27 protein-coding genes and 1 pseudogene are annotated in these 23,543 nt (G+C 62.0%); 1 reads left to right on the top strand and 27 read right to left on the bottom strand.

The genetic code is table 11. The features are described from left to right. The first annotated feature begins 61 nt into the window (after nucleotides 1-61). The gene (locus WM40_RS18540; RefSeq protein WP_036007445.1) at nucleotides 62-1,321 is read left to right on the top strand and encodes a Do family serine endopeptidase; all 1,260 of its coding nucleotides are present in this window, start codon (nucleotides 62-64) and stop codon (nucleotides 1,319-1,321) included. 101 nt (nucleotides 1,322-1,422) lie between these two features. Here WM40_RS18540 and tatC read toward each other — a convergent pair whose 3' ends face one another. From tatC to WM40_RS18400, 27 genes and pseudogenes are all read right to left on the bottom strand, one after another. Further along, complete coding sequence (gene tatC, locus WM40_RS18535; RefSeq protein ID WP_024901924.1) at nucleotides 1,423-2,238, bottom strand: twin-arginine translocase subunit TatC; 816 nt, start codon at nucleotides 2,236-2,238, stop codon at nucleotides 1,423-1,425. 54 nt (nucleotides 2,239-2,292) lie between these two features. Then, nucleotides 2,293-3,021, bottom strand: coding sequence for a Sec-independent protein translocase protein TatB (tatB, locus tag WM40_RS32315; protein WP_046153605.1), 729 nt, complete (start codon nucleotides 3,019-3,021; stop codon nucleotides 2,293-2,295). A gap of 370 nt (nucleotides 3,022-3,391) precedes the next feature. Further along, nucleotides 3,392-3,634: a Sec-independent protein translocase subunit TatA gene (tatA, locus tag WM40_RS18520; protein WP_024901927.1), complete on the bottom strand. Its 243-nt coding sequence runs from the start codon at nucleotides 3,632-3,634 to the stop codon at nucleotides 3,392-3,394. A gap of 179 nt (nucleotides 3,635-3,813) precedes the next feature. After that, a complete protein-coding gene (locus tag WM40_RS18515; RefSeq protein ID WP_024901928.1) occupies nucleotides 3,814-4,176 on the bottom strand; it encodes a histidine triad nucleotide-binding protein in 363 nt (120 codons plus the stop codon). A 48-nt stretch (nucleotides 4,177-4,224) separates the two neighbouring features. Then, nucleotides 4,225-4,803, bottom strand: a complete 579-nt coding sequence (locus WM40_RS31560) for a DUF4870 family protein (RefSeq protein ID WP_024901929.1) — start codon at nucleotides 4,801-4,803, stop codon at nucleotides 4,225-4,227. 17 nt (nucleotides 4,804-4,820) lie between these two features. Continuing rightward, nucleotides 4,821-5,246 (bottom strand): phosphoribosyl-ATP diphosphatase, encoded by a 426-nt coding sequence (locus tag WM40_RS18505; RefSeq protein WP_082102933.1) that lies wholly within the window; start codon nucleotides 5,244-5,246, stop codon nucleotides 4,821-4,823. Next, complete coding sequence (gene hisI, locus WM40_RS18500) at nucleotides 5,243-5,683, bottom strand: phosphoribosyl-AMP cyclohydrolase (RefSeq protein WP_024901931.1); 441 nt, start codon at nucleotides 5,681-5,683, stop codon at nucleotides 5,243-5,245. The genes WM40_RS18505 and hisI overlap by 4 nt, the downstream gene beginning before the upstream one ends. 58 nt (nucleotides 5,684-5,741) lie before the next feature. Continuing rightward, nucleotides 5,742-6,521 carry an imidazole glycerol phosphate synthase subunit HisF gene (hisF, locus tag WM40_RS18495; RefSeq protein ID WP_024901932.1) on the bottom strand — a complete coding sequence of 260 codons (780 nt, stop codon included), beginning with the start codon at nucleotides 6,519-6,521 and terminating at the stop codon, nucleotides 5,742-5,744. 5 nt (nucleotides 6,522-6,526) lie between these two features. Next, nucleotides 6,527-7,285: a 1-(5-phosphoribosyl)-5-[(5-phosphoribosylamino)methylideneamino]imidazole-4-carboxamide isomerase gene (gene hisA / locus WM40_RS18490; protein WP_024901933.1), complete on the bottom strand. Its 759-nt coding sequence runs from the start codon at nucleotides 7,283-7,285 to the stop codon at nucleotides 6,527-6,529. Nucleotides 7,286-7,460: 175 nt separating this feature from the next. Next, nucleotides 7,461-8,108 (bottom strand): imidazole glycerol phosphate synthase subunit HisH, encoded by a 648-nt coding sequence (hisH, locus tag WM40_RS18485; protein WP_024901934.1) that lies wholly within the window; start codon nucleotides 8,106-8,108, stop codon nucleotides 7,461-7,463. Next, entirely contained in the window at nucleotides 8,105-8,692 is a 588-nt protein-coding gene (gene hisB / locus WM40_RS18480; protein ID WP_046153619.1) for an imidazoleglycerol-phosphate dehydratase HisB, read from the bottom strand. Before hisB ends, hisH begins: the two co-directional genes overlap by 4 nt. A gap of 114 nt (nucleotides 8,693-8,806) precedes the next feature. After that, nucleotides 8,807-10,144 (bottom strand): histidinol dehydrogenase, encoded by a 1,338-nt coding sequence (gene hisD / locus WM40_RS18475; RefSeq protein WP_024901936.1) that lies wholly within the window; start codon nucleotides 10,142-10,144, stop codon nucleotides 8,807-8,809. A 45-nt stretch (nucleotides 10,145-10,189) separates the two neighbouring features. Beyond that, nucleotides 10,190-10,879, bottom strand: coding sequence for an ATP phosphoribosyltransferase (hisG, locus tag WM40_RS18470; protein WP_024901937.1), 690 nt, complete (start codon nucleotides 10,877-10,879; stop codon nucleotides 10,190-10,192). After that, nucleotides 10,876-12,165 carry a UDP-N-acetylglucosamine 1-carboxyvinyltransferase gene (gene murA / locus WM40_RS18465; protein WP_046153618.1) on the bottom strand — a complete coding sequence of 430 codons (1,290 nt, stop codon included), beginning with the start codon at nucleotides 12,163-12,165 and terminating at the stop codon, nucleotides 10,876-10,878. The genes hisG and murA overlap by 4 nt, the downstream gene beginning before the upstream one ends. 108 nt (nucleotides 12,166-12,273) lie before the next feature. Further along, nucleotides 12,274-12,540 (bottom strand): BolA family protein, encoded by a 267-nt coding sequence (locus WM40_RS18460; RefSeq protein ID WP_046153604.1) that lies wholly within the window; start codon nucleotides 12,538-12,540, stop codon nucleotides 12,274-12,276. 33 nt (nucleotides 12,541-12,573) lie between these two features. Further along, a complete protein-coding gene (locus tag WM40_RS18455) occupies nucleotides 12,574-13,353 on the bottom strand; it encodes an ABC transporter permease (protein WP_082102940.1) in 780 nt (259 codons plus the stop codon). 59 nt (nucleotides 13,354-13,412) lie between these two features. Continuing rightward, entirely contained in the window at nucleotides 13,413-14,444 is a 1,032-nt protein-coding gene (locus WM40_RS18450; protein WP_046153603.1) for an ABC transporter ATP-binding protein, read from the bottom strand. 212 nt (nucleotides 14,445-14,656) lie between these two features. Next, nucleotides 14,657-14,917 carry an STAS domain-containing protein gene (locus WM40_RS18445; RefSeq protein ID WP_024901942.1) on the bottom strand — a complete coding sequence of 87 codons (261 nt, stop codon included), beginning with the start codon at nucleotides 14,915-14,917 and terminating at the stop codon, nucleotides 14,657-14,659. A gap of 1 nt (nucleotide 14,918) precedes the next feature. Beyond that, nucleotides 14,919-15,548 (bottom strand): MlaC/ttg2D family ABC transporter substrate-binding protein, encoded by a 630-nt coding sequence (locus WM40_RS18440; protein ID WP_046153616.1) that lies wholly within the window; start codon nucleotides 15,546-15,548, stop codon nucleotides 14,919-14,921. 287 nt (nucleotides 15,549-15,835) lie between these two features. Next, a complete protein-coding gene (locus tag WM40_RS18435) occupies nucleotides 15,836-16,657 on the bottom strand; it encodes an MlaA family lipoprotein (protein ID WP_046153602.1) in 822 nt (273 codons plus the stop codon). A 141-nt stretch (nucleotides 16,658-16,798) separates the two neighbouring features. Then, entirely contained in the window at nucleotides 16,799-17,395 is a 597-nt protein-coding gene (gene mlaD / locus WM40_RS18430; protein WP_046153601.1) for an outer membrane lipid asymmetry maintenance protein MlaD, read from the bottom strand. A gap of 60 nt (nucleotides 17,396-17,455) precedes the next feature. Continuing rightward, nucleotides 17,456-18,226, bottom strand: a complete 771-nt coding sequence (gene mlaE / locus WM40_RS18425; protein WP_046153615.1) for a lipid asymmetry maintenance ABC transporter permease subunit MlaE — start codon at nucleotides 18,224-18,226, stop codon at nucleotides 17,456-17,458. 98 nt (nucleotides 18,227-18,324) lie between these two features. Continuing rightward, nucleotides 18,325-19,140, bottom strand: a pseudogene (locus tag WM40_RS18420) (ABC transporter ATP-binding protein); the annotation flags it as partial. Between the two features lie 321 nt (nucleotides 19,141-19,461). Then, nucleotides 19,462-20,937, bottom strand: coding sequence for a thiamine phosphate synthase (locus WM40_RS28055; protein ID WP_236693586.1), 1,476 nt, complete (start codon nucleotides 20,935-20,937; stop codon nucleotides 19,462-19,464). Beyond that, on the bottom strand, nucleotides 20,934-21,791 hold the full coding sequence (locus tag WM40_RS18410; protein WP_046153613.1) for a thiazole synthase: 858 nt from the start codon (nucleotides 21,789-21,791) through the stop codon (nucleotides 20,934-20,936). Before WM40_RS18410 ends, WM40_RS28055 begins: the two co-directional genes overlap by 4 nt. 31 nt (nucleotides 21,792-21,822) lie before the next feature. After that, complete coding sequence (thiS, locus tag WM40_RS18405) at nucleotides 21,823-22,020, bottom strand: sulfur carrier protein ThiS (protein ID WP_024901950.1); 198 nt, start codon at nucleotides 22,018-22,020, stop codon at nucleotides 21,823-21,825. Between the two features lie 3 nt (nucleotides 22,021-22,023). Beyond that, a complete protein-coding gene (locus WM40_RS18400) occupies nucleotides 22,024-23,370 on the bottom strand; it encodes an FAD-dependent oxidoreductase (protein WP_081764767.1) in 1,347 nt (448 codons plus the stop codon). Between the last annotated feature and the right edge of the window lie 173 nt (nucleotides 23,371-23,543).

Below are 23,543 nucleotides of genomic sequence, written 5' to 3'. Positions count from 1 at the left end.
AAGCGTTAATTCGTCAGGTCGGTCATGCCCGAACACCCCGAAATTCAGGTTATTCGTCTCGATGCTCAAGCGCTGCTGGTTATTGTTCGCACAGGCGGTCACCGTCCTGCTGGCCATACTCTTCGTGATCTCCACGTTGAAGCCGGAGTGGCTGCCGCATCGCGGCTGGTCCTCGCATCCCGCCGGTTCCGCTGAAACCGGCCCGGATACGGCCGACACCGCCTCCAGCGCCGCCGGCCGCGTCGGAAACCCTGCGCAAGGGCCACCGTCTCTGGCGGACCAATTGTTGCACGGACGGCAGCGCGCGGACAGCGGTACGTCCTACGCGGACGCGGCGCAGAAAGCCATGCCCGCCGTCGTCAACGTCTATTCCACGAAAGGCGCGCCCAAGAGCAAGGCACACGATCCGCGGTTGAACGATCCGCTGTACCGCTACCTCTACGGCAAGCGCCGCCAGGAACGCGCGCCTTCCGCAAACCTCGGCTCCGGCGTCATCGTCAGCCCAGAAGGATACATCCTGACGAACCAGCACGTGATCGATGGCGCGGACGAAATCGAGATCGCATTGGCCGATGGCCGCAAGACGCACGCCAAAGTCATCGGTTCCGATCCGGATACGGACCTCGCCGTGCTGAAGATCGACCTGCAGCACCTGCCGACCGTCAGTTGGGGCGATCTCGATCACACACGCGTGGGCGACGTCGTGCTCGCCATCGGCAACCCGTTCGCCGTCGGCGAAACGGTAACGATGGGGATCGTCAGCGCGCTCGGCCGCAATCACCTGGGGATCACCCCGTTCGAGAACTTCATCCAGACCGACGCGGCGATCAATCCGGGCAATTCAGGGGGCGCGCTGATCAATACCGACGGCGACGTCATCGGCATCAATACGGCCATCTACTCGCGCAGCGGCGGTTCACTCGGCATTGGTTTCGCTACCCCGGTGACCACGGCACGAATGGTCCTCGACAGCATCATCAAGACCGGAAGCGTGACACGTGGCTGGATCGGTGTCGAACCGCAAGATCTGACGAAGCAAGTCGCGCAAGCGTTTCACCTGGATCAGCATAGCGGCGCCATTGTCGCCGGTTTGCTGCAGGGCGGACCGGCGGACAAGGCCGGCATCCGTCCGGGCGATATTATCGTCGGCGTGAACGACACGAAAGTGACGGAGACCGTTTCCCTGCTCAATGCCGTGGCGCAGATTGCACCGGGCACGGATGCGACGATGCATATCATCCGCAAGGGCAAGCCGATGGATATCACCGTCCAGATCGGCAAGCGCCCACGGCCCTTGAAGAGCAGCAACGACGACGAGTAAGCCATTTGCCGCAATGGAGCGGCACCGATGGCCGTGAGCCGCCACAGCAAAATGCCGCGTCTGGCGCGGCATTTTGCATTGCCCCCCCCGATCATCAGCGCTTAGTCACGACGCACGGGCAGGGTTTCCGCAGGTGCGTCATCCCGCTTGGGCACAAAGAAACGCGCGGCTATCAGGCCTACCTCGTAGAGCAACACCAGCGGCACGGCGAGGATCAGTTGGGACACCACGTCAGGCGGCGTTACCACCGCGGCAATGATGAAGGCGCCTACCACGACGTACGCGCGGATTTCCTTCAGCTTCTTCAGCTCGACAAATCCCATCCGCACCAGCAGGACGACGAGAATCGGCACCTCGAACGTCACGCCGAAGCACAGGAACATCGTCAACGCGAAGCTCAGATAGTTGTCGATGTCCGTGGTCATTTCCGCGCCCAATGGTGCGTTGTAATGCGCCATGACACGGAAAATCGTCGGGAACACGACAAAGTAGGCAAATGCCATCCCGCTCAGGAACAAGATGTAGCTGCTGCTGACCAAGGGCATGATCAGCCGCTTTTCGTGCAGGTACAGTCCCGGCGCGACAAAGGCCCACAATTGATACAGGACAATGGGCAGCGCGATGACAAAGGCAACCATCATCGTTACTTTCATCGGCACGAAAAAAGAGCCGGTGACGTCGGTGACGATCATCTTGCCGTCCGCCGGCAGGTTCTGCAGCAATGGCCGCGCCAACAGCTTGAAGATGTCCGGTGCCCAGTAGACCAAACTGACGAAAACGACGATCACGGCGATACCCGCCCGCATGATCCGATCTCGTAATTCGACCAGATGCGAAATGAAACTTTCCTCGCCCACCGAGCCATCGGCGGCAGCGTTCTGCTGCGATGGGTGTTCTGATTTATTCGGGTCGCTCACGCCTGCCTCGCGCCTACTGCAATGCTTTTGGAAACCACGTCTTGAAGACCCCGGTCAGAGAAAACGCGTCGGCGGACGGCTGCTGTCCACCGCGCGATGACGCGCCACGCGCGCGGCACCCGACTGCAGTTGCGAACGGATGCCTTGTGCACGCTTGTACCACACCGGTTGTGTCGCCTGTTTGACGCGCCAATTCCGTCGACGGGCGGGCAGCGGGCCCGCCCTATAGCGCAGACCGTCGTTTTCACGTGCGGCCGCGTCACGCAGGTCGCTGGCAGCCAGGTTCGCCGCATGCTCGGCCGCAGGCAGCGATGATCCACCAAAAGGTATCGTTGCCCCCGTATCCGTCTCGTCATAGACACTATAGCCGGAGGGGTTCAGCCCGCCACCGATGTGGCTCGATTCCCCGGTGTGCGTGGACAGCGCCGCCTGGGTACCGGGAGCGGGGTCGGGGGATAACGATCGCCACGTATCATTCAATGACGATTCCGCCTCTTTCATCGATGCACCGACACCACGCAGCGATTCCTCGGTCGCACGCATATGCGTGTTGACGGAGCCGTGCATGTCCCGGGCCGCGTCTTCAAACTGGGATTTGGCCGCCTTCAGGTCGGACATGTCCATCTCGCGCGCGACCTCGGCCTTGACATCGTTGATATAGCGTTGAGCACGCCCGAGCAACAGGCCTGCCGCGCGTGCCACGCGAGGCAGGCGCTCCGGCCCGATCACGACAAGCGCAACAACGCCGATGATCGCGAGTTTTGACAATCCAAGATCAAGCATGGCGTTTTGTGGCGTTCGTTAGGACGTTGACGTGAGAGGATCATACCTGGGACATTGGCGCGCATGCGGCAAGGCGATCGCGTCGGCCGGTGCGGTCATCGCGTCGTCCACGCAATCAAGCGTCCGAACGGCGATTGCATCTGACCGTGCATCACGCCGCCGGCCCTCGGATCGCCGGCTCACTTGGCCGGCCACCATGCAACAGCCAGTCAAAACCGGGGGAATCGCCCAAAGCGAAGGCGTCCGAAACCACCTCCCACTCGAACACTGCCCTGGCAACCTGGCGTGTGCAGCATGCGACGCCGCCACCCACGCGGCCTGGTGCGACACCACGCCAACGCGCGCGATGGCGCGGGCTGGCGGCAACCGCTTAATGTTGGCTGCTACGCTCTTTCGCGTCGACGTCGACGGTGTCCTTCGCGCGCGCGATCGACTCGCCACGCGGGGGTGCATTTTCGCCGTTTGCTGGCGCGTCGGCGTCTTTCATGCCTTCCTTGAAGCCCTTGACCGCACCGCCGAGGTCGGAACCCATGTTACGGAGTTTCTTCGTGCCGAATACCAACGCCACGATAACCAGCACGATCAGCCAATGCCAAATACTCAGCGAACCCATTACCCTTCTCCGATTACTTCCCGCCGAAAAGGCGGCAAGCCTTACCTGCCATGCGTCGCGGTTCGCCCGTCATACCCGCATCCCGCGACGTCAGGGACTATGCCACAGGGAAAATACCTTGTCGCATGATCGTGTTATGCACACAACGGCCGTCAAACCAGCCTATCCATCGCGCGATGTCAGTTCATTCGCGCCCAGGGACGTGGGCCACCGAGAATATGCGCGTGCAAATGATATACCTCTTGTCCACCATTGGGTCCGGTATTGATGACCGTCCGGAACCCCGTTTCACCGCCCGTATAGGCACATCCCAATTCGGCGGCCAGGCGGGATGTCAGGACCAGCATTCTACCAAGCAACGGCGCGTCGGCATCCGTCACCGCCGAAAGCGTCTCGATGTGCCGTTTCGGAATCACCAGGGCATGGGTCGGTGCGGCAGGCCGGATGTCATGAAATGCATAAAACTCGTCGTCCTCGTAGATCTTCTTGCTCGGAATCTCACCACGGACGATTTTGCAGAAAATGCAGTCGTGTTCGCTCATCGGTTTCTCGCTAAAGCCGGTTTCGTGATTCCCGGTCACATCCGCCGGTCAGAACCAGCGTCCCAACACCGGCTTGCTTTCCAACAGGCGCAACCATCCTTTGACACAGCGGTAGATATACCAGATTGAAACGACAAACAGGAGTCCGGCACCGAAATGGTTCCAAAACATCGACCATCCAACGACACTCCCGACCAGCGTCCACCAGAAGGTTCGGGTCCTCCAGACGGAATGGGATAAATAGACGGTGCCCCGCATCGCGGGCCGACGCACGTAGTCGATGATGAGCGCCACGATGCCGGCCAATCCCCCCGTGAACGGGCTGAAGGCGTATAAGGCGTACAGGATGTGCGATAACGTCCGGAGCGTCGCAATATCCTCGCCTCCGGACGATACGTCACGGTAATCGGCGCCGCCAAGACCTGAGCCACCGCCGCCGAACCGGGCATCAAAGGTGTCATCGCCCGGACCGCGGCCACCAAACCGGCCATCCCCTCGCCCGCCTGGGCCACCCTGCGCCTCCGCGCGCGCTTGCTCGCGTTGGCGGCGAGTCCTATCGTCCAGGACGACTTCACTGACAATCTCGACCGTTTCGGCTTCCTGCTTCCTGCGTTCGAACTCGCTCATCTGCCCCTCGCTTTTGGTCAGTGACCGGATTGCTCTCGTTCCTTGACCTTCCGCAACGCCTTTTCCTCAAGACCCGGCAGGCCTTCGCGTCGCGCCAGTTCCGCCACCACATCCGCCGGGGTCAGGTCGAAACGGGATAGGGCAATCAAGCAATGGAACCACAGATCGGCGACCTCGCCGACCAATCCGGCGGGCGCGGCGCCATGACGCACGTCCTTCGCCGCCATGACCACCTCGCAGGCTTCCTCGCCGATCTTCTTCAGGATCGCGTCATCGCCCTTGTGGAACAGGCGCGCCACGTACGAGGCATCGGGGTCCCCCCCTTTTCTGCCGTCGATCGTCGCGCCGAGGCGCGCCAACACGTCACCCAGCGCGATCTGGGATGATGCCTCCCCCGGCTCGGCGCCCGATATCGTAACGGCCGCAGCCTTGTCATTACTCATTTGTAGATCTGCTCCGGGTCTTTCAGGACAGGGTCGACGCTCACCCAACCACCAGTCTGCGGGTCGCCCTGGAATTGCTGGAAAAAGCAGGAATGCCGTCCGGTATGGCAGGCGATGCCGGATACCTGCTCGACTTTCAGCAGGACGACGTCCTCATCGCAGTCCAGACGCACGTCATGCACATGCTGTACATGGCCGGATTCCTCCCCTTTGAACCACAGCCGTTTGCGTGATCGGGAGTAATACACCGCGCGGCGCAACGCCACCGTCTTCGCAAGTGCCTCGCGGTCCATCCACGCGAACATCAGTACGTCATTGCTCTTATGATCCTGCGCGATCACCGGCACCAGCCCGGCTGCGTCCCATTTGATGCAATCGAGCCAGACAGGAAGCGTCGGCGCGTTGCTCGATACATTTACCGCGGTACGGTTGTCCATCATGTGCTCTCGGAGTCCGGCATGGAGATGTCATGGCCCGTGGGCCTTTAATCGATACTTACAAACGTACCGGAATCCCGCGCTCGGCCATGAAACGCTTCGCCTCGCCGACGGAATATTCGCCGTAATGGAAGATACTCGCGGCCAGCACGGCATCGGCATGACCTTCCGTGATGCCTTCCGCCAGATGCGCAAGATTGCCCACGCCGCCGGAAGCAATCACGGGGACCGATACCGCATCTGAGACAGCGCGTGTCAGTGCGAGATCAAAGCCCCGCTTCGTACCGTCCTGATCCATGCTGGTCAGCAGGATTTCGCCGGCACCCAGTTGCGCCATTTTGACTGCCCACGCGACCGCATCCAGGCCGGTGGCGCGACGACCGCCATGCGTGAAGACTTCCCAGCGCGGCGCAGCATCGACGCCCTCATCGCTTACCCGCTTGGCGTCGATGGCCACGACAATGCATTGGGAGCCGTATTTGTCCGCGGCGTCCGCAACCAGTTGCGGATTGGCGATGGCCGACGAGTTGACGCTGATCTTGTCCGCACCGGCATTCAGCAGGCGACGATAGTCCTCCACCGCGCGCACGCCGCCGCCGACTGTCAGGGGAATGAACACCTGCGAGGCAACGGCCTCGATGATCGGCAGGATCAGGCCGCGCTCATCCGAGCTTGCGGTGATATCGAGGAATGTCAGTTCGTCGGCCCCTTCGGCATCGTAGCGGCGGGCAATCTCCACCGGGTCGCCCGCGTCACGCAACTCGAGGAAGTTGACGCCCTTGACGACGCGACCGGCGTTGACGTCCAGGCACGGGATGATGCGTTTCGCGAGCGCCATCGCCCTCAACTCCCCAAGCCGTTTGCGTCACCCAGTTCGTCCGCGCGCACTTGCGCGGCGGCGAAATCCAGGTCACCCGAATAGATCGCACGGCCGCAGATCACGCCTTGCACGCCTTCCGATTCAACCGCGCACAGCGCATCGATATCCGCCATGTTCGACAGGCCTCCGCTGGCGATCACCGGAATCTTGACCGCTTGCGCCAGTCGTACCGTAGCGTCGATATTGAGCCCCTGCAGCATGCCATCACGGCCAATATCGGTATAGATAATACCCTCGCAGCCGTAATCCTCGAATTTTCGGGCCAGATCCACCACTTCATGGCCGGTCAGCTTGCTCCAGCCATCCGTGGCGACCTTGCCGTCCTTCGCGTCCAGGCCAACGATCACGTGCCCGGCGAAAGCCGTGCAGGCGTCCTTCAGCAGCCCCGGGTTCTTCACCGCGGCAGTGCCGATGATGACGTACGACAGACCGTCATCCAGATAGCGCTCGATCGTGTTCAGATCGCGGATGCCACCCCCTAACTGCACGGGAATGTCACTGCCGACCTCCTGGATAATCGCCCGAATGGCCGCCTCGTTGCGCGGCTTGCCGGCGAATGCGCCGTTCAGATCGACCAGATGGAGTCGACGGGCACCACGGTCCACCCAATGTCGCGCCGCAGCAGCGGGATCTTCGTTGAACACGGTGACCTGGTCCATGTCGCCTTGCTTGAGACGGACGCACTGACCGTCCTTGAGATCGATGGCCGGAATGAGCAGCATAAAATCGGTGAGCGTAGAACGTTGCGGTTCAAAAAATTCCGTCGTCTTCTGCTTTGGCGAAACGCCGGCACCCAAAGGGCACGGCGGCCATTTCAACCACAGGCGACGCGGACAGCAGGGACAGCAGTAACAACGGCGAAGCGCCGGACTGACCCGGCGCTTCGCGCCAGCAGGCTTACCGGTGCGGTTGCCAATCGACGAAATTGCGGTAGAGCCGCAATCCGGCCCCCGCGCTCTTCTCCGGATGGAACTGCGTCGCGAAGATATTGCCGCGCGCCACCGCCGATGTGAAGGGGGCGCCGTACTCGGTCACCCCCACCGCATCCTCGGTATTCGCCGGTACGACATAATAACTGTGGACGAAGTAGAAATACGACTCGTCCGGAATGCCATCCCACAGTGGGTGTGACACCGCCTGGCGCACACGGTTCCATCCCATTTGCGGCGTCTTGAAGCGTGAACCGTCACTCTGCACCTTGCCGTCGAGCTGGAAACGCACCACGCGCCCCGGCAAAAGACCGAGACCCGGCGTGTCGCCCTCGTCACTGCGGTCGAATAGCATCTGCTCACCGATACAGACACCCAGCAACGGTTTATGCTGCGCGGCAGCAATCACCGCTTGCTGCAGACCGGAGTCGCGCAGCGAGCGCATGCAATCCGGCATCGCACCCTGGCCTGGCAATACGATACGGTCGGCGGCCGCGATTTCAGACGGTGCCGTCACCAGGCGGACATCGGCTTCGGGCGCCGCGTGACGCACGGCCTGCGCGACAGAGCGCAGATTGCCGGAGCCATAATCGACAATCGCGATGATCTTGCTCATAGGCTGCCTTTCGTCGACGGGATCTGGCCCGCGGCACGCTCATCCTGGGTAACGGCCATGCGCAATGCGCGGCCAAATGCCTTGAACACGGTTTCCACCTGATGGTGGGCATTCAGGCCACGGATATTGTCGATATGCAAGGTCACGCCCGCATGGTTGACGAAACCACGAAAGAATTCGATCGTCAGGTCGACATCGAATGTCCCGACGCGAGCACGCGTGAACGGCACGTGGAACTCCAGGCCCGGACGACCGGAAAAATCGATGACGACCCGTGACAGGCACTCGTCGAGCGGCACGTAGGCATGACCATAACGGTTGATGCCCTTCCGGTCGCCGATGGCCTGCGCCACTGCCTGGCCGAGCGTGATGCCGACGTCTTCCACGGTGTGATGGTCGTCGATGTGCGTATCGCCCTTCGCCTCCACCTCGAGGTCGATAAGACCATGGCGTGCGATCTGGTCCAGCATATGGTCGAGAAAAGGCACGCCGGAGGCCAAGGCAGGACGGCCCGTGCCGTCCAGGTTCAACTTCACTCGGATTTGCGTCTCGCTGGTATTGCGGACGACTTCGGCGGTACGCATGATCTTCTGCTCAATAAAGGACGACATCAAGGGACGAATTTTGGTGCCGGCGACCCGCTTAAGCTGATATCGGCGGCAGGCCGTGGACACGGATCACGGCTTTATCCATGCATTCTACTTGCTCCGCAGACCTTCAATACGCAACTCTGCGCTGCGCGCGTGGGCTTGCAGACCCTCGCCGTACGCCAGTTCGGCGGCAATGCGGCCCAGCGTCACGGCGCCGCCCTCGCTGACCTGGATCAGGCTCGAGCGCTTGATGAAATCGTATACGCCGAGGGGCGACGAGAATCGGGCCGTGCGCGACGTCGGCAGCACGTGGTTCGGGCCGGCGCAATAATCCCCAATGCTTTCGCTGCTGAAACGGCCGAGAAAGATTGCGCCGGCGTGGCGAATGCGATCGGCCCATTCCTGCGGTGCGGCTGCCGAGATTTCCAAATGTTCGGGCGCAATCTGGTTCGCGATCTCACAGGCTTCCGGCATGTCACGGACCTTGACCAGGGCGCCACGACCTTCGAGCGACGCGCGGATCGTGTCGCGCCGCGGCATGGCGTCAAGCAAGGTATTGAGCGAGGCTTCCACGCGGGCGATATAGGCGTCGTCAGGGCACAGAAGGATCGATTGGGCGAGTTCGTCGTGCTCGGCCTGCGAGAACAGGTCCATCGCCACCCAGTCCGGATCGGTCGTGCCGTCGCAGATCACCAGGATCTCGGACGGTCCTGCGATCATGTCGATACCAACGGTGCCGAATACACGGCGCTTCGCACAAGCGACATAGGCATTGCCCGGCCCTACGATCTTGTCGACCGGAGGCACCGTTTGCGTGCCGTACGCCAATGCGCCGACAGCCTGCGCCCCCCCGATCGTGAAGACGCGGTGCACGCCGCCCAACCGGGCCGCCGCCAACACGAGATCGTTCCGTACGCCGTCCGGCGTCGGCACGACCATGACAATCTCACCGACCCCCGCCACGGACGCCGGAATCGCATTCATCAGCACCGACGACGGATACGCTGCCTTGCCGCCCGGAACGTAGATCCCGACACGGTCCAGCGGGGTGACCTTCTGGCCCAATACCGTGCCGTCGGCTTCGGTGTACTGCCAGCCATGGACGCCACACTCCGCTTTTTGCCGCTCGTGATAGAGGCGCACACGGTTCGCGGCGGTTTCGAGCGCGGTGCGACGCACCGGATCGAGCCCTGCCAGGGCCACCTCCAGCGCCGATTGCGGCAGCTCGAGCGCGGCCATGCCAGGTTCGCCGGTGTTATCCAGCCGGTCGAAACGGCGCGTGTATTCGAGCACGGCGGCGTCGCCACGCGTCTTCACGTCCGCAAGGATGCCGGCCACGGCATCGTCAACGGCCGCGTCGTCGTCCGCCTCGAAGGCTAGGACCGTCGCCAGCGCGGCAAGAAAGTCCGGCGTGCGCGAATCCAGTTTGCGAATTGTCAGTGCCATTGTCGTATCCATCGAGATCGCATTACCCGGTTGAAACCGATCTTGCTAGGCGCCGCGGATCGCCGTCTCAAATGCGGAAAGCAGCGGCGCCAGCGCGTCGCGCTTGATTTTCAACGCCGCCTGGTTCACGACCAGCCGTGACGAAATCTCCATTACCTCTTCCACTTCGACAAGATTGTTCGCACGCAACGTACCGCCCGAACTGACCAGATCGACGATGGCATCAGCCAGGCCGACCAGTGGCGCCAGTTCCATCGAGCCATACAGCTTGATCAAGTCGACGTGCATGCCCTTTGCCGCAAAATGCTCACGCGCCATCTGCACATATTTGGTCGCCACGCGCAAACGGGCGCCCTGTCGTACCGCGCCGGCATAGTCGAATCCCGCTTGCACCGCCACCGACATCCGGCAACGCGCAATCTCGAGGTCGATCGGCTGATAAAGGCCCGCGCCACCATGCTCGAGCAGCACATCCTTGCCGGCCACGCCGAAATCGGCCGCGCCATACTGCACATAAGTGGGGACATCCGTCGCGCGAACCACGATCACGCGCAAATTCGGATTGGTAGTCGGCAGGATCAGCTTGCGCGACGTTTCAGGGTCCTCCGTGACCTCGATGCCGGCCGCCGCCAGCAGCGGCCGCGTTTCCTCGAAAATCCGCCCTTTCGACAGGGCCAGCGTCAGCTTGGCGCCGTTCGATGTGGCGGCATTCCGCGATTCGGTCAACTGCGTCATGCCGGGCTCCCGTCCCCGTGAATACGACGTACGGCGGCGCCGATACCGCTCAGCTTTCGCTCCATCCGGTCATACCCGCGATCGAGGTGATAGATACGATCGATGGTCGTTTCCCCATCGGCAACCAGCGCCGCGATCACCAGGGACGCCGATGCGCGCAAATCCGTCGCCATCACCGTCGCGCCGGACAACGCCTGCACACCACTGACAAAAGCCGTGTTGCCGTCGATCGTGACATTCGCACCCAGGCGGTTCAATTCCTGCACATGCATGAAGCGATTTTCGAAGATCGTCTCCACCACTTGCGCCGCGCCCTCCGCAATACAATTCAACGCCATGAACTGTGCCTGCATGTCGGTCGGGAAGGCCGGGTATTCTGACGTACGGAAGCTTACCGCGCGTGGCCTGCCCTGCATCGCCACACGTAACCAGTTGTCGCCTTTATCGGCGCCACTGCCCCCCGCTTCGATCGTCACCCCCGCCTCGCGCAGCTTTTCGATCACGGCGTCGAGGAGACCCGGGGTCACGTTGCGAAGTGTCACGTCACCACCCGCGGCAGCCACCGCGCAAAGGAAGGTGCCCGCCTCGATACGGTCCGAGATGACCCGATGCTCGGCACCATGCAATTTGTCGACGCCCTGGATCACCAGGCGATCGGTGCCGATGCCCTCGATCTTCGCGCCCATCTTGACCAGCAGATTCGCGAGGTCCGTGACTTCGGGTTCGCGCGCGGCGTTCTCGAGTACGGTCTCACCGTCCGCCAGCGTTGCGGCCATCAGCAAGTTTTCCGTGCCGGTGACAGTGATCATGTCGGTGACGACCAGCGCCCCCTTCAAGCGTGATGCGCGTGCTTCGATATAACCATGTTCGATGGCGATCTCGGCACCCATCGTCTGCAGGCCCTTGATGTGCTGGTCAACCGGCCGTGCGCCAATCGCGCAACCGCCGGGCAGGGACACGCGCGCATGGCCGAAACGCGCCAGCAACGGCCCGAGCACCAGGATCGATGCACGCATCGTCTTGACCAACTCGTACGGCGCCAGGGGGTTGTCCACGGCACCGGCATCCAGCGTCACCGTGTCCACATCGACGGTGACCTTCACGCCCATCTGACGCAGCAACGCGAGGATCGTGCGGACATCGTTCAAGTTGGGAACATTGTGCAGACGCACCGGTTCGGCGCTCAGCAGGGCTGCGCACAGGATCGGCAGCGATGCGTTTTTTGCGCCCGACACGATTACCTCGCCGTGAAGCCGACGTCCGCCTTCGATGCAGAGCTTGTCCATCCGCGTCTCCTCCTGTTGGGTGGCAACCGGCACGGTGTTCCGGATGCGCTCGGGTACAGTGGCAACCGTACCGGGTTTGTCTTCAATCCACACGCTGCTATCCTGTCCTTACATACCCGGCGCGGTCGCCTGGCCGCCTGCGGCAGCGAATTCCGCCGGCGTCAGCGTCTTCATGCTTAGCGCGTGAATCTCCTCGCGCATCCGATCACCCAGCGCGGCATATACCAGCTTGTGACGCGCGATGTGACGCTTGCCCTCGAACGCCGGACTGACGATGGTCGCGAAGAAATGCTGTCCGTCCCCCTCGACATCGAGGTGTTCACAGGACAGGTCGGCCGCGATGTAAGTGCGGATCTGATCAGGCGTCGGCAACATGAGGCGCTCCACCGGTGGGGTTATATTGCGTCGTTAATGCCTGAGCTTGAAACCGCTGGCGAGCATGCGCACGGCCAGTCCGGCAAGCACGACAAAGAAGAAACCGACAATCGACAAACTCAACAACGGCGAGCAGTCTGATTGACCGAAAAAGCCGTAACGGAACCCGTCGATCATGTAGAAAAACGGGTTGAAATGCGACGCATGCCGCCAGAAGGGCGGGAGCGAACGCGTCGAATAGAACACGCCGGACAAGAAGGTCAGCGGCATGATCAGGAAATTCTGGAACGCTGCCAATTGGTCGAACTTACTGGCGACAATGCCGGCAATCAGGCCCAGCACGCCGAGGATGGCGGCACCCAACAGCCCGAATGCGGCGATATAGAGCAGCGACGCGCAATGGAGCGACACGAAGTAGATCGTGACGATGAACACACCGAGCCCCACCACCAGGCCGCGCGCGACCGATGCCAGCGTGTACGCGGCAAACAGATCCCAATGCGACAGCGGCGGCAGTAACACGAAAATCAAATTCCCTGTGATTTTCGACTGGATCAACGACGACGAGCTGTTAGCGAACGCATTCTGCAATACGCTCATCATCACAAGGCCGGGCACCAGGAACGAGACGTAATCGATGCCCGCATACACATCAACCCGATGCTGCAACGCATGACCGAAGATGGCCAGGTATAGCAAGGCGGTGATAACAGGTGCGGCAACGGTCTGGAACGAGACCTTCCAGAAACGCAGCAGTTCCTTGTACAACAGCACGCGGAAACCGGTGAACCGACTGTATGGCGCACGCGCCACACCGATGGCGACATCATCGGCGCTCCCACCCCGACCATTGGAAGACGAAGAAACAGGTATCACGATAAAACCTCGCCTGCTTCAGGCTCGCGGGTCAGTTGCAGGAATACGTCCTCGAGATCGGTCTTGCGAATTTCGACATCCTCCAGCACACAGCCGGCCTCGCGGCAGCGCGCCAGCAGCGGCTCGATGTCGTCATAACTGTTCAGACGCAGCACATAATGGCGCGCCTGCGACCCGCCAATGCCAGCCATGCCATGTCCAAGCGCGTCCGTCTGCACGACGGCGCGTGCATCGCCCGCGGCAATCGCGACGGACCCGCTTGCTCCCGCCGCCTCGACTTCCAAGGCGCGCAGACTCTCAGGCAACGCCGCGCCGCGAATGCGCAACGCCAGTTGCAGCCCGGCAAAGCGTTGCAACAGTTGATCGGTGCGCTCCAGCGCCACCACTTCACCGCGCCGCATCATGGCAATTCGATTGCACAGCGACTCCGCTTCCTCGAGATAGTGCGTGGTCAGAATGATTGTGTGACCCGCACGATTCAACCGCGCAATGAACTCCCAGAGCGTCTGGCGCAATTCCACATCAACGCCAGCCGTCGGCTCGTCGAGCACGATGACCGGCGGACGGTGCACAAGCGCCTGCGCCACGAGGACGCGCCGCTTCATGCCGCCGGACAACGCGCGGGTATTGGTATCAGCCTTGTCGGTAAGCCCCAGGTTGTGGAGAATCTCATCGATCCATGCATCGTTGCGGGTCAAGCCAAAATAGCCAGACTGGATGCGCAACGTCTCACGCACGGTAAAAAAAGGATCGAAAACCAGCTCTTGCGGAACAACCCCCACCAGCTGCCGCGCGGCCCGGAAATCGTGCACGACGTCGTGGCCGAGCACTTGGACGGAACCGGCGTCGGCGCGGGCGAGACCGGCCAGGATACTGATCAACGTGGTCTTACCGGCGCCATTCGGGCCGAGGAGACCGAAAAATTCGCCCTGTTCGATCGTGAGGTCAACGCCCTTGAGTGCCTGCAGCGCGTGATAGTGCTTCTTCACGCTACGGATGTCGATGGCAGGAAGCTTGCTGCTGGGCATGGAAAGTGGGGATGAGCGCCTGGCACAAAAATGATGGCGAGGTCTGCGTCTGAAAACCCCGTATTATAAGCGAAAAACGCTTTGCCCTTTCAAAGGCTTGCCGCCCCACCCGCTCGGAGTTGCCCCCACGCCGAAATTGGGGCTACGGAAACAACAAAGGCCCGTCCGGCGTATCCCCGACGAGCCCCGATCTGCCGACATCATCGGCGCCCTCAGTGTCCGAACACCATTGCATCTATTCCATAGGCGCGCGCAAGGCTTTGCAAGGCCGGTGGCGCGTGCTCGACGTGCAGGTCGTCGCCGCGCTGCAGCGCGGCGCGGCGCCACGCCATCAACACCGCGAGCGCGGACGAGTCAAACCGCACGAGACCCTGGCAGTCAAGACGCGTCTCGCCATCGGCAATCCGCTTCAGGCCACGCTGCAACACCGCTTTCGCGACGTCGTGAGTAATGTCCTCACCGGATTCGAACATATCAACCCTTGGCTTGCGCCAATTGCTGGTTACGCGAGGTCAGGAACTGGATCAGTCCGTCGACACCATGTTGCTGGACTTGCTCCGCGAACTGCTGCTGATAGGCCTGGATCAGCCACGCGCCCAGCACGTTCAGGTCATAGACCTTCCAGCCATTTGGCGTCTTGCCCAGACGATAATCGAGCTCGATCGGCTGACCTTGGTTCACCACGCGCGTGCGCACGACTACATCATCTGCCCCCGGGTCCGCGCGGAACGGCAGGTATTCGATCTGCTGGTTACGCACTTGCGCAATGGCGCCAGAGTAGGTACGAATCAACAGCAGCTTGAACTGTTCCACGATCTGCTGCCGTTGCTGCGGCGATGCCTGGCGCCAATAACGTCCCATCACCAGGCGTGTCGTGCGTTCGAAATCCGTATAGGGGAGGATCTTCTGGTTGACCAGCGCGATGATACGGTTAATGTCGCCTGATTGCAGCGCGGGATCGGACTTCACCGCGTTCATCACGTCCGAGGTCACTTGCTTGATCAATGCATCGGGTTGCGCCGATGCCGCGACGGGCGCTGCCTGCGCCACCGACTGTGCAGACGCGGCCACGGGCACGCCCAGCACCAATGCACCCGCCACCATCGCAGCCGCCACGGCAGACATGCGCCGCGACAATTGTGTTGCTTCCTTCATTCGATTCTCCTGATCTTGCCCGAGTACCGCACATCGGCACTCCCGGATCCCGTACCGCTGGACTGCACGCGCCGGACTCCTTCCAATAGTGCCTTATGTTCGCCCGTCTCGTCTCGACGGACAACATCGGTTGCCAACTTTTGCGAACGTTACGCTTCGCGTGAACTCGCGCCCATTCGCCGTTCGGACCGTGGCGGGTACCCGCCACGGATCTCGGCGCACCGGCGAGAGGCGTATCAGCGTGCCGGGGCGGCAGACGCACCCGAGGCACCCGCCGGCGCGGCGGCGGGTGCCACCGTTGCAGACGCAGCGCCAGGGGCCGCCGCGCCACCCTCCGTACCGCCGTCATCACCGTAATCCGGCAGCGCACCCGAATCCTGGTTCTTGCCCAACATGTACTGACGGCGCTGCAGATACGCATTACGCACAAAAGAGTACTGGTCGAGGGCCGCACTTTGCAGCAGGTCCGTTGCATTCAGGTAGGCAGCACGCACGCTGACCGCCTTGACGCCGACCAGCGTGAAGCGAATCCAATTAGGCCGAACATACGTGATCGGGCTCATGTACGCATCCGGCACCATGCCAACGGCGTCACGCACCGTGCTCGGACCGAAGAAAGGCAGCACCAGATAAGGGCCTGCCGGCACGCCATAATGCCCGAGCGTCAAGCCAAAGTCCGCCTGTTGTTTCGGCAACCTCGCCTGCGTCGCGATATCGAATATGCCGCCCAGCCCAAAGACCGTGTTGATCGCGATCCGCATGATCGTCTCCACACCGCCCGTCACATTGCCCTGCAATAGCTTGTTCGCCGCGACGGTGACATCACCAACGTTCGAGAAGACATTGGAAATACCCGTCCGGATCGGCTGCGGCAGTACCCAGTTATAGGCCTTTGCCACCGGGCGGAAAGCATACTGATCGACCTTGTCATTGACAGTGAACATGGTCCGATTGAAGCCTTCCAGCGGATCCTGCTTGATGGGCGTCTGAACCGTCGAGCACGCCGACAGCAGCATTCCCCCGGCCAGCACCGCGACAATGCCGCGCGATTTGATCATGGTGTGTTTACTCTGTTATTCGTTTGCTTGTGATACCGCCGCATCACATTATTTGTTAGAACAAATGTGGTGCGACGGTATTGTGTCGCTGCCGTCGTCGGCACGTCCTTGGCACGTCCGGCTGGCCTCATTGAGGGATCGTTATGGGGCGCTGGCGGCCACCGGGGCACTGGTACCCATTGCCGCCCCCACGCCAGGAAAACCACCGCCATGCGCACCGCTACTGGATGCCGCGCCGGCGGCACCGCCCGCCGCGCCACCACCGCCCCCATTATTGCCACCTGCATCCGCCGCCTTGCTGTACAGAAACTGTCCGATCAGGTTTTCAAGCACGATGGCCGACTGCGTCATCGTTATCGTATCCCCTGACTTCAAATTCTGCTCTGAACCACCCGGTTCAAGCCCGACATACTGCTCGCCCAGCAATCCAGACGTCAGGATCTTTGCCGACGAGTCACTGGGAAACTGGTATTGCTGATCAAGATCCAGCGTGACCAGCGCCTGGAACGTGTGATCATCAAACGTGATCGATTTCACACGACCCACGGTCACGCCCGCGCTCTTGACGGGCGCACTGGCCTTCAGTCCGCCGATATTGTCGAAGCGCATCTTGACCTGATAGGTCGGCTGGAACGAGAACGTGCTCATGTTACCGGCCTTCAGCGCCAGGAACAGCAGCGCCACGAAGCCCAGGATCACGAACAGGCCGACCCAGAAGTCGAGAACAGTTTTCTTCATCCTTACGTCTCTCGTATTCTTTCTCGAAATAAGATTCCTTGCACGGAATCCTACGCTGGCTTACTTGCCGAACATCAGCGCAGTCAGCAGGAAATCCAAACCCAACACCGCCAATGACGCGTAGACCACCGTCCGCGTGGTGGCGCGCGAAACCCCTTCGGGTGTCGCCTTTGCCTCGAAACCCTGGAATAGCGCGATGAAGGTGACCGCGAAACCAAACACCACGCTCTTGATCACGCCGTTACCCACATCCCGCCATACATTTACGCCGCCCTGCATCTGCGACCAGAACGCACCAGGGTCCACGCCAATCAGAATGACGCCGACGATATAGCCACCGATGATTGCCACCGCGCTGAAAATGGCAGCCAACAGCGGCATGGCTATAACACCGGCCCAAAAGCGTGGCGCCACGACAAAACGCAACGGATCGACCGCCATCATTTCCATCGCCATCAACTGCTCACCGGCCTTCATCAGTCCGATTTCAGCGGTCAACGACGTACCCGCGCGACCCGCGAACAGCAACGCGGCCACCACGGGGCCCAATTCGCGCACCAGCGACAGCGCTACCAGTAATCCCAACGCCTGCTCCGAGCCATAGCGGGCCAGCGTGTAGTACCCCTGCAGCCCGAGCACGAACCCAACGAACAGACCCGACACGGCAATAATCAGCAGTGAATAATTGCCGACGAAGAAAATCTGCCGCGTGACCAGCCGTGGGCGTAGCAGCATCGCGCCAAACAACCCCAGCAAACGGAAGAACATCCGCGTGGCGTGGCCAGTCAATGCAAACAGGCTCAACACCCGACGGCCCAACGCACTGACCATCATGGCCGCCCTCCTTTCCTGTCGCTAGGCGCATCCGGCTCCCGACCTGCCTGCACCGCGCGCTCATAAGCGGCATGGCCCAGCGCGGCCGCTTCGACGAGACCGAAGTCGGCATCGATTGGCTCACCCGGATAGTGGAAGCGGAACGGACCATCCGGCGCGGCATCGATGAATTGCCGCACCGCCGGGTCCTTGGATGCACGCAACTGCTCTGGCGTGCCCTCGGCGGCAATGCCGCCATTGGCAATGAAATAGACGTAGTCGGCAATCGCGAACGATTCAGGCACGTCATGCGTGACCAGGATCGAAGTGGCGCCCAAGGCCTGATTGAACGTACGGATCAGGTTTGCCGTGATTCCGAGCGAAATGGGGTCGAGGCCAGCAAACGGCTCGTCGTACATCATCAACTCGGGATCGAGTGCCGTCGCCCGCGCCAATGCGACACGGCGCGCCATGCCGCCGGAGATTTCAGATGGCAGTAGGTCGCGCGCGCCCCGTAAACCAACGGCATTCAACTTCATCAACACGAGATCGTGGATCAGCGCTTCCGGCAGGTTGGTATGCTCGCGCAACGGAAATGCAACATTCTCGAAGACGGACATATCAGTAAACAGCGCGCCGAACTGGAACAGCATCCCCATCCTGCGGCGCATCCGATACATGGCCTTCGCATTGAAGCCGCCGATGTCGTCTCCATTGACGAGAACCTGCCCACTGCTCGCGCGCACGAGGCCACCGATCAGTTTCAGCACCGTGGTCTTGCCGCAACCGGAGCCCCCCATCACCGCGACGACCTGGCCGCGCTGAAAGCGCATATTCAGCCCCGACAGGACGGGGCGATCACCATAGCCGAATGCGACATCGCGCAATTCTAGGACGGTTTCGGAACTAACGATGGGCACGGCGCGGACCATTCCTCATTTCGGTTCAAATAACAATAAAAAAGCGAAAAATGCTCAATGCGCCAGCAGTCTCGTCTCAATGACCAACAATACGCATGAGTGCGGCATTATAGGCCATCAGCCAATTTCCGACTCCGCGCCTGCCTGGGGGTCACGTCTGTCAGACCACCCCACTCCCATTTAGCACAACGCCGCATGCGTCCAGACGGAGCGCTTTACGTCGTATCGCCATGGTGGACGGCCTGGTTGGTCACGGACTCAGCCCAAAACGGTCACTTACATCATCGCCACCACCTCGATTGCCGCCCATGCTGCGGCGCGGCGAGAGTCTTATTATCCGTTGAAAGCGACTTGTAGTGCTAAGACCGTTTCCTTTAGTGCATTTCGGTCGATTTCAGTGACGGAATTGACGACGGCACCAACAACCGCCGCCGACGCGGCTCCCGCGGCACGCACCGCCGTCACGTTTGCCAGACCAATGCCGCCGATGGCGACCGCCGGGACCGGGGGTACGGCATCCCGAAGCAATCGACAGTACGCTGCAAGTCGACGCACCCCTTGCGGCGGCACCGCAACCGACTTTGTTGTCGTGGCAAACACAGGACCGCACGCGATGTAGCTGGGTCGGAATCGCAGCGCCAACAACATCTCGTAATATCCGTGCGTCGAGAGGCCAAGCCGCAAACCCGCTGTTGCGATGGCGTCGAGCGCGAAAGCCGGTAGCGCCGCCAAATCCTCCTGTCCAAGGTGCACCCCATAAGCATCGGCCTCGATGGCCAGATGCCAATGGTCGTTGATGAACAGCTGCACCGGTACGGGTGCCTGCTTGCAATAGGCGACGGCGCGGTGGATTTCATCGCGCAACCTCGCTTGCGAGGAGGCGATGCGATCGGAACTGAAAGATGGCTTATCCGATGCCGTGTCCGGCGGGGCTGAGTCGCTCGCGGCATGGGGCGCAACATCGGCATGCGTATACGGCGTTTTGATCCGCAACTGGATCGTACGGGCACCCGCTTCGACAAGGCGACGTACCCACTCGGCGCTTAGTGCGATCGGATATATTCCTAGCACGTCCGTGCAACGCGGAAAGGCCGTCAGCACCGACGATGGTGTCGGTGTCGGTGTCGCCGGCATCCTCGCTTCGGATGCGGGCGCCATCGGAAAGCCGCCGGTCCCGGCAACCGTTTCATCAAATGGCGAGTCGGGGACACCCGCGGCGACACCGTCGGTGATGCGGCACGGCGCCATGACATCCGGAAACGCCGCGAGCGGGGGCACGGGGCGCATGACGACATCACGACGCACGTCGCCGAGATCATCGTCGACGCCGGTGGCCCAGCCTTCGACGCGCGGCTCCCCATTGGTGCCTCGCGGGACGCGACGGCCCGATGACGCCATGCCTGCCACGTGCGCCAGCGCCAGGCACAGCGCATCATGCAACGCAAAACCGTCTTCCACGAACGCCGCGCACACGCCGAGCCAGGCGTCATCGGCATCTCGCGTTGCCGCGTAAAAAAAATCCCACCCATCCCGCAACAACCGGGTCCGGCCGGGAGCCGATGCGTCGATCACCGCGCAGGCCCCAGCTTGCCTCCCATTTTGCCGTCCGAGATACAACGACCGGGCCGACAAGCCTGCGGCGACAACCACCAGAACGTCCCGTACCCCCGTCGCCTCGCCGCTTTCGGCCAATGCAGTGGCCTGCCTCGGCTCAACTGGCCAGGCGTCGCGAAAAAAGCGCGTGATGCGACCAGAGGGTTCCCTGACCTGCAAGGGGCGCACCGGCATCTCGGGCAAAGCGCGGGTCATGCGTCGGCGTCCGCCTGGTGCCAGAACGGCATGCCAACCATCGGCGTACTGGCGTGTGCGGCTTCGCGCACCGGCATCGGTCCCGCTCGCCAAGCGACGCGCCCAGCGTCGACGGCTGCGGCAAACGCAGCCGCCATGCGCACGGGATCATCGGCTTGAGACACCGCAGTGTTGAGCAGCACACCGTCGAACCCCCACTCCATGACCTGACATGCATGCGATGGCACGCCAAGACCGGCATCGACGATTAACGGCATATCGGCAGGCAAGCGATCGCGCAATTGCCGCATCGCATAGGGATTCGCCACGCCGCGCCCGGTTCCGATGGGGGCCGCCCAGGGCATCAATGCCTGGCAACCGGCATCGATCAGGCGACGAGCGACCACCAGATCCTCGGTGCAGTACGGCAGGACACGAAACCCATCATCGATCAAAATCCGCGCCGCCTCGATCAACGCAACCGAATCCGGCTGCAGCGTAACATCGTCACCGATCAACTCCAGCTTGACCCAATCGGTCTCGAACAACTCCCGCGCCATCCGCGCGGTGGTAACCGCCTCGTCAACCGATTGACACCCGGCGGTATTCGGCAGCAACGGCACGCCGGTGCGACGCAACGCCGCATAAAAATCGGCACCTTGAGGCGCCGCGTCACCCTCGTCTCGCGCCGGCTCGGCCGCGCCAATACCGGACATCTGCCGTCGTAATGCCACCGTGATCATCGCGGGGCGCGACACCGAGACCGCCTGAAGCAGGATCGCCAATGACGGATAGCGCGCGGTGCCCAATAAAAGACGACTGTGGAAAGCCTCGCCGTACAGCACGAACCCCTCGGGCGAAGGCTCTGGCGCGATCCCAGACGGTAGGTGGAAAGATTCGGACATGTCAGCCTCCTGTGACCGGTTGCACGACATCAAGCCGATCGTTTTGAGACAGCGCTTGCGCGGTATAGCGGTTGCGCGCGACGAATTGTCCGTTCAGGGCAACCGCGAACGGCGGCTTGGCTCCAAAGGCTTGCAGCGCATCGACGACCTTCGCGCCCTCGGCGATGTCGAACACCCGTTGATTGATCACGATATTCATGGCTTAGCGCAATGCGATAGCAGAAAAAAGGGCCGGAGGGGAGCACGCGGTGGGCACTGATGGCGATACGTTCGCATTATCAAGTGGCACCGATGATGCGACGCGGACGGCCTCGCCACGACGTTCGGCGGCGGCAGCATCATGAGAACAGGTGCCGAACAGGGCAGGCCATGGCGACGTCTCACGCTGCGCAACCCAGATCGCCTGGGCGGCCGCGGCGTCCGATGCACTGCTAGGATCGGCTAATAGTGCCTGCACCAGTGCAACGGCCGTCGTCACCACCTCGGGAGCGATCATGAAGCCGTGCCGATAGAGTCCGTTGATCGCCACTCGACCCGAGGCCATCGAAATGGCCGGGCGATGGTGATCCAGCGTCGGGCGGCATTGCACGTTGAGTTCGGCGATGCGCGCCTCGCCGAACGCCGGATGCACGGCAAACGCCGCGGACAGCAGCTCGAGCGCGGATCGCACGCTCATCGGCGATGTGTCGTCACTCTCGATCTCGGTCGCGCCGATGACAAAGCGACCATTTTCCTTCGGCGCGATATAAATCGGATAACGAGGATGAAGCAATCGCACAGGACGTTGCAGTGCGATGGACTGCGTATCCACCCGCACCACTTCGCCACGCACGCCGCGCAGCCCACGCCACGCGGACTTGGCCCCCAACCCGCGGCAATCGACGCAAACCGCCGCCGTGGGCCATCGGTTCTCGCCGATCGTCTCGCCGTACAGGCGCTGGACACCGGCATCATCCAGCGCCTGGTCGAGCGCATTCAGCAAGGCCCGATTATCGAGTTGCCCTTCGTGCGGCATCCACCACCCTTGCTGGAAACGCCCGCGCAACGCGGGTTCCAGCGCGGTGATGCCGGCACCGTCGAGTGCACGCATGCCGTCGCGCAGCAGGTCTCGTGGCGCGTTCGCGCCGACGCGGCGTTCGAACAGGGTGGCCTCCGCACGATCAGCGGCATGCCAGAGGACCAAGGTGCCGCTTTGTTGAAAAAAGACCGGTAACGGCAAATCGGCCAGCCACCCCGGCCAGCGGCGCAATGACGCGACACCCAAGGCCGCGAGCAACGGCTCGGCAACCGCGGCCTCCGTGACCGGTGCCAGCATCGACGCCGCGACCCACGCCGCGGCGCCACTGTTCGCCTGGCTTGCAGCGGCACGCTCATACAAGGTCACCCTGACGCCATCGCGCGCCAGCCGCCACGCCAACAAGCGCCCGACCAGGCCTGCGCCGATCACGGCGACATCGGGTGGCACGGTCGCGGTAGCACCGGCAATCGCCGTGTGCGCGGTCAAAGGGGCATGGGGCAGGGCCTCACGCCGCGGAAATGTGGTAAGCATCGGCTCGTCCGGCGGGGGCATCGGCGCGGGCGACAATCGCAAACGCACCGGCGGCAGTACGAGAAGGGACCACGGATGAGAGTGTCGAACCGACGATGGCCGCGTGCGGGCACGCGAGTGGACGTACGCGGATAGACTGCACGCACACCGTGCAGCGGCGGCGCCAAGCACGT

Origin of the sequence: Robbsia andropogonis (assembly GCF_000970345.1) — a bacterium.
GTDB classification, from domain to species: domain Bacteria; phylum Pseudomonadota; class Gammaproteobacteria; order Burkholderiales; family Burkholderiaceae; genus Robbsia; species Robbsia andropogonis.
This window is presented reverse-complemented; position numbering and strand designations above follow the sequence as displayed.

What these genes read in the sequence shown, in the direction of transcription:
- hisA (WP_024901933.1), bottom strand. Translation starts at nt 7,285, where the DNA reads ATGCTGCTCATTCCGGCCATCGATCTCAAGGACGGTCAGTGCGTCCGT.
- hisD (WP_024901936.1), bottom strand. Translation starts at nt 10,144, where the DNA reads ATGGCACTGACAATTCGCAAACTGGATTCGCGCACGCCGGACTTTCTT.
- WM40_RS18445 (WP_024901942.1), bottom strand. Translation starts at nt 14,917, where the DNA reads ATGTTCGAATCCGGTGAGGACATTACTCACGACGTCGCGAAAGCGGTG.
- WM40_RS31560 (WP_024901929.1), bottom strand. Translation starts at nt 4,803, where the DNA reads ATGAGCGAGTTCGAACGCAGGAAGCAGGAAGCCGAAACGGTCGAGATT.
- hisF (WP_024901932.1), bottom strand. Translation starts at nt 6,521, where the DNA reads ATGGCGCTCGCGAAACGCATCATCCCGTGCCTGGACGTCAACGCCGGT.
- WM40_RS18505 (WP_082102933.1), bottom strand. Translation starts at nt 5,246, where the DNA reads ATGAGTAATGACAAGGCTGCGGCCGTTACGATATCGGGCGCCGAGCCG.
- murA (WP_046153618.1), bottom strand. Translation starts at nt 12,165, where the DNA reads ATGGACAAGCTCTGCATCGAAGGCGGACGTCGGCTTCACGGCGAGGTA.
- WM40_RS18440 (WP_046153616.1), bottom strand. Translation starts at nt 15,548, where the DNA reads ATGGTGGCGGGTGCATTGGTGCTGGGCGTGCCCGTGGCCGCGTCTGCA.
- tatB (WP_046153605.1), bottom strand. Translation starts at nt 3,021, where the DNA reads ATGCTTGATCTTGGATTGTCAAAACTCGCGATCATCGGCGTTGTTGCG.
- WM40_RS18460 (WP_046153604.1), bottom strand. Translation starts at nt 12,540, where the DNA reads ATGTTGCCGACGCCTGATCAGATCCGCACTTACATCGCGGCCGACCTG.
- WM40_RS18450 (WP_046153603.1), bottom strand. Translation starts at nt 14,444, where the DNA reads ATGCCCAGCAGCAAGCTTCCTGCCATCGACATCCGTAGCGTGAAGAAG.
- hisI (WP_024901931.1), bottom strand. Translation starts at nt 5,683, where the DNA reads ATGGACAACCGTACCGCGGTAAATGTATCGAGCAACGCGCCGACGCTT.
- WM40_RS18400 (WP_081764767.1), bottom strand. Translation starts at nt 23,370, where the DNA reads ATGCTTACCACATTTCCGCGGCGTGAGGCCCTGCCCCATGCCCCTTTG.
- WM40_RS18540 (WP_036007445.1), top strand. Translation starts at nt 62, where the DNA reads ATGCTCAAGCGCTGCTGGTTATTGTTCGCACAGGCGGTCACCGTCCTG.
- WM40_RS18515 (WP_024901928.1), bottom strand. Translation starts at nt 4,176, where the DNA reads ATGAGCGAACACGACTGCATTTTCTGCAAAATCGTCCGTGGTGAGATT.
- hisB (WP_046153619.1), bottom strand. Translation starts at nt 8,692, where the DNA reads ATGCGTACCGCCGAAGTCGTCCGCAATACCAGCGAGACGCAAATCCGA.
- WM40_RS18435 (WP_046153602.1), bottom strand. Translation starts at nt 16,657, where the DNA reads ATGATCAAATCGCGCGGCATTGTCGCGGTGCTGGCCGGGGGAATGCTG.
- hisG (WP_024901937.1), bottom strand. Translation starts at nt 10,879, where the DNA reads ATGACGCAGTTGACCGAATCGCGGAATGCCGCCACATCGAACGGCGCC.
- mlaD (WP_046153601.1), bottom strand. Translation starts at nt 17,395, where the DNA reads ATGAAGAAAACTGTTCTCGACTTCTGGGTCGGCCTGTTCGTGATCCTG.
- hisH (WP_024901934.1), bottom strand. Translation starts at nt 8,108, where the DNA reads ATGAGCAAGATCATCGCGATTGTCGATTATGGCTCCGGCAATCTGCGC.
- WM40_RS28055 (WP_236693586.1), bottom strand. Translation starts at nt 20,937, where the DNA reads ATGACCCGCGCTTTGCCCGAGATGCCGGTGCGCCCCTTGCAGGTCAGG.
- thiS (WP_024901950.1), bottom strand. Translation starts at nt 22,020, where the DNA reads ATGAATATCGTGATCAATCAACGGGTGTTCGACATCGCCGAGGGCGCG.
- tatA (WP_024901927.1), bottom strand. Translation starts at nt 3,634, where the DNA reads ATGGGTTCGCTGAGTATTTGGCATTGGCTGATCGTGCTGGTTATCGTG.
- mlaE (WP_046153615.1), bottom strand. Translation starts at nt 18,226, where the DNA reads ATGGTCAGTGCGTTGGGCCGTCGGGTGTTGAGCCTGTTTGCATTGACT.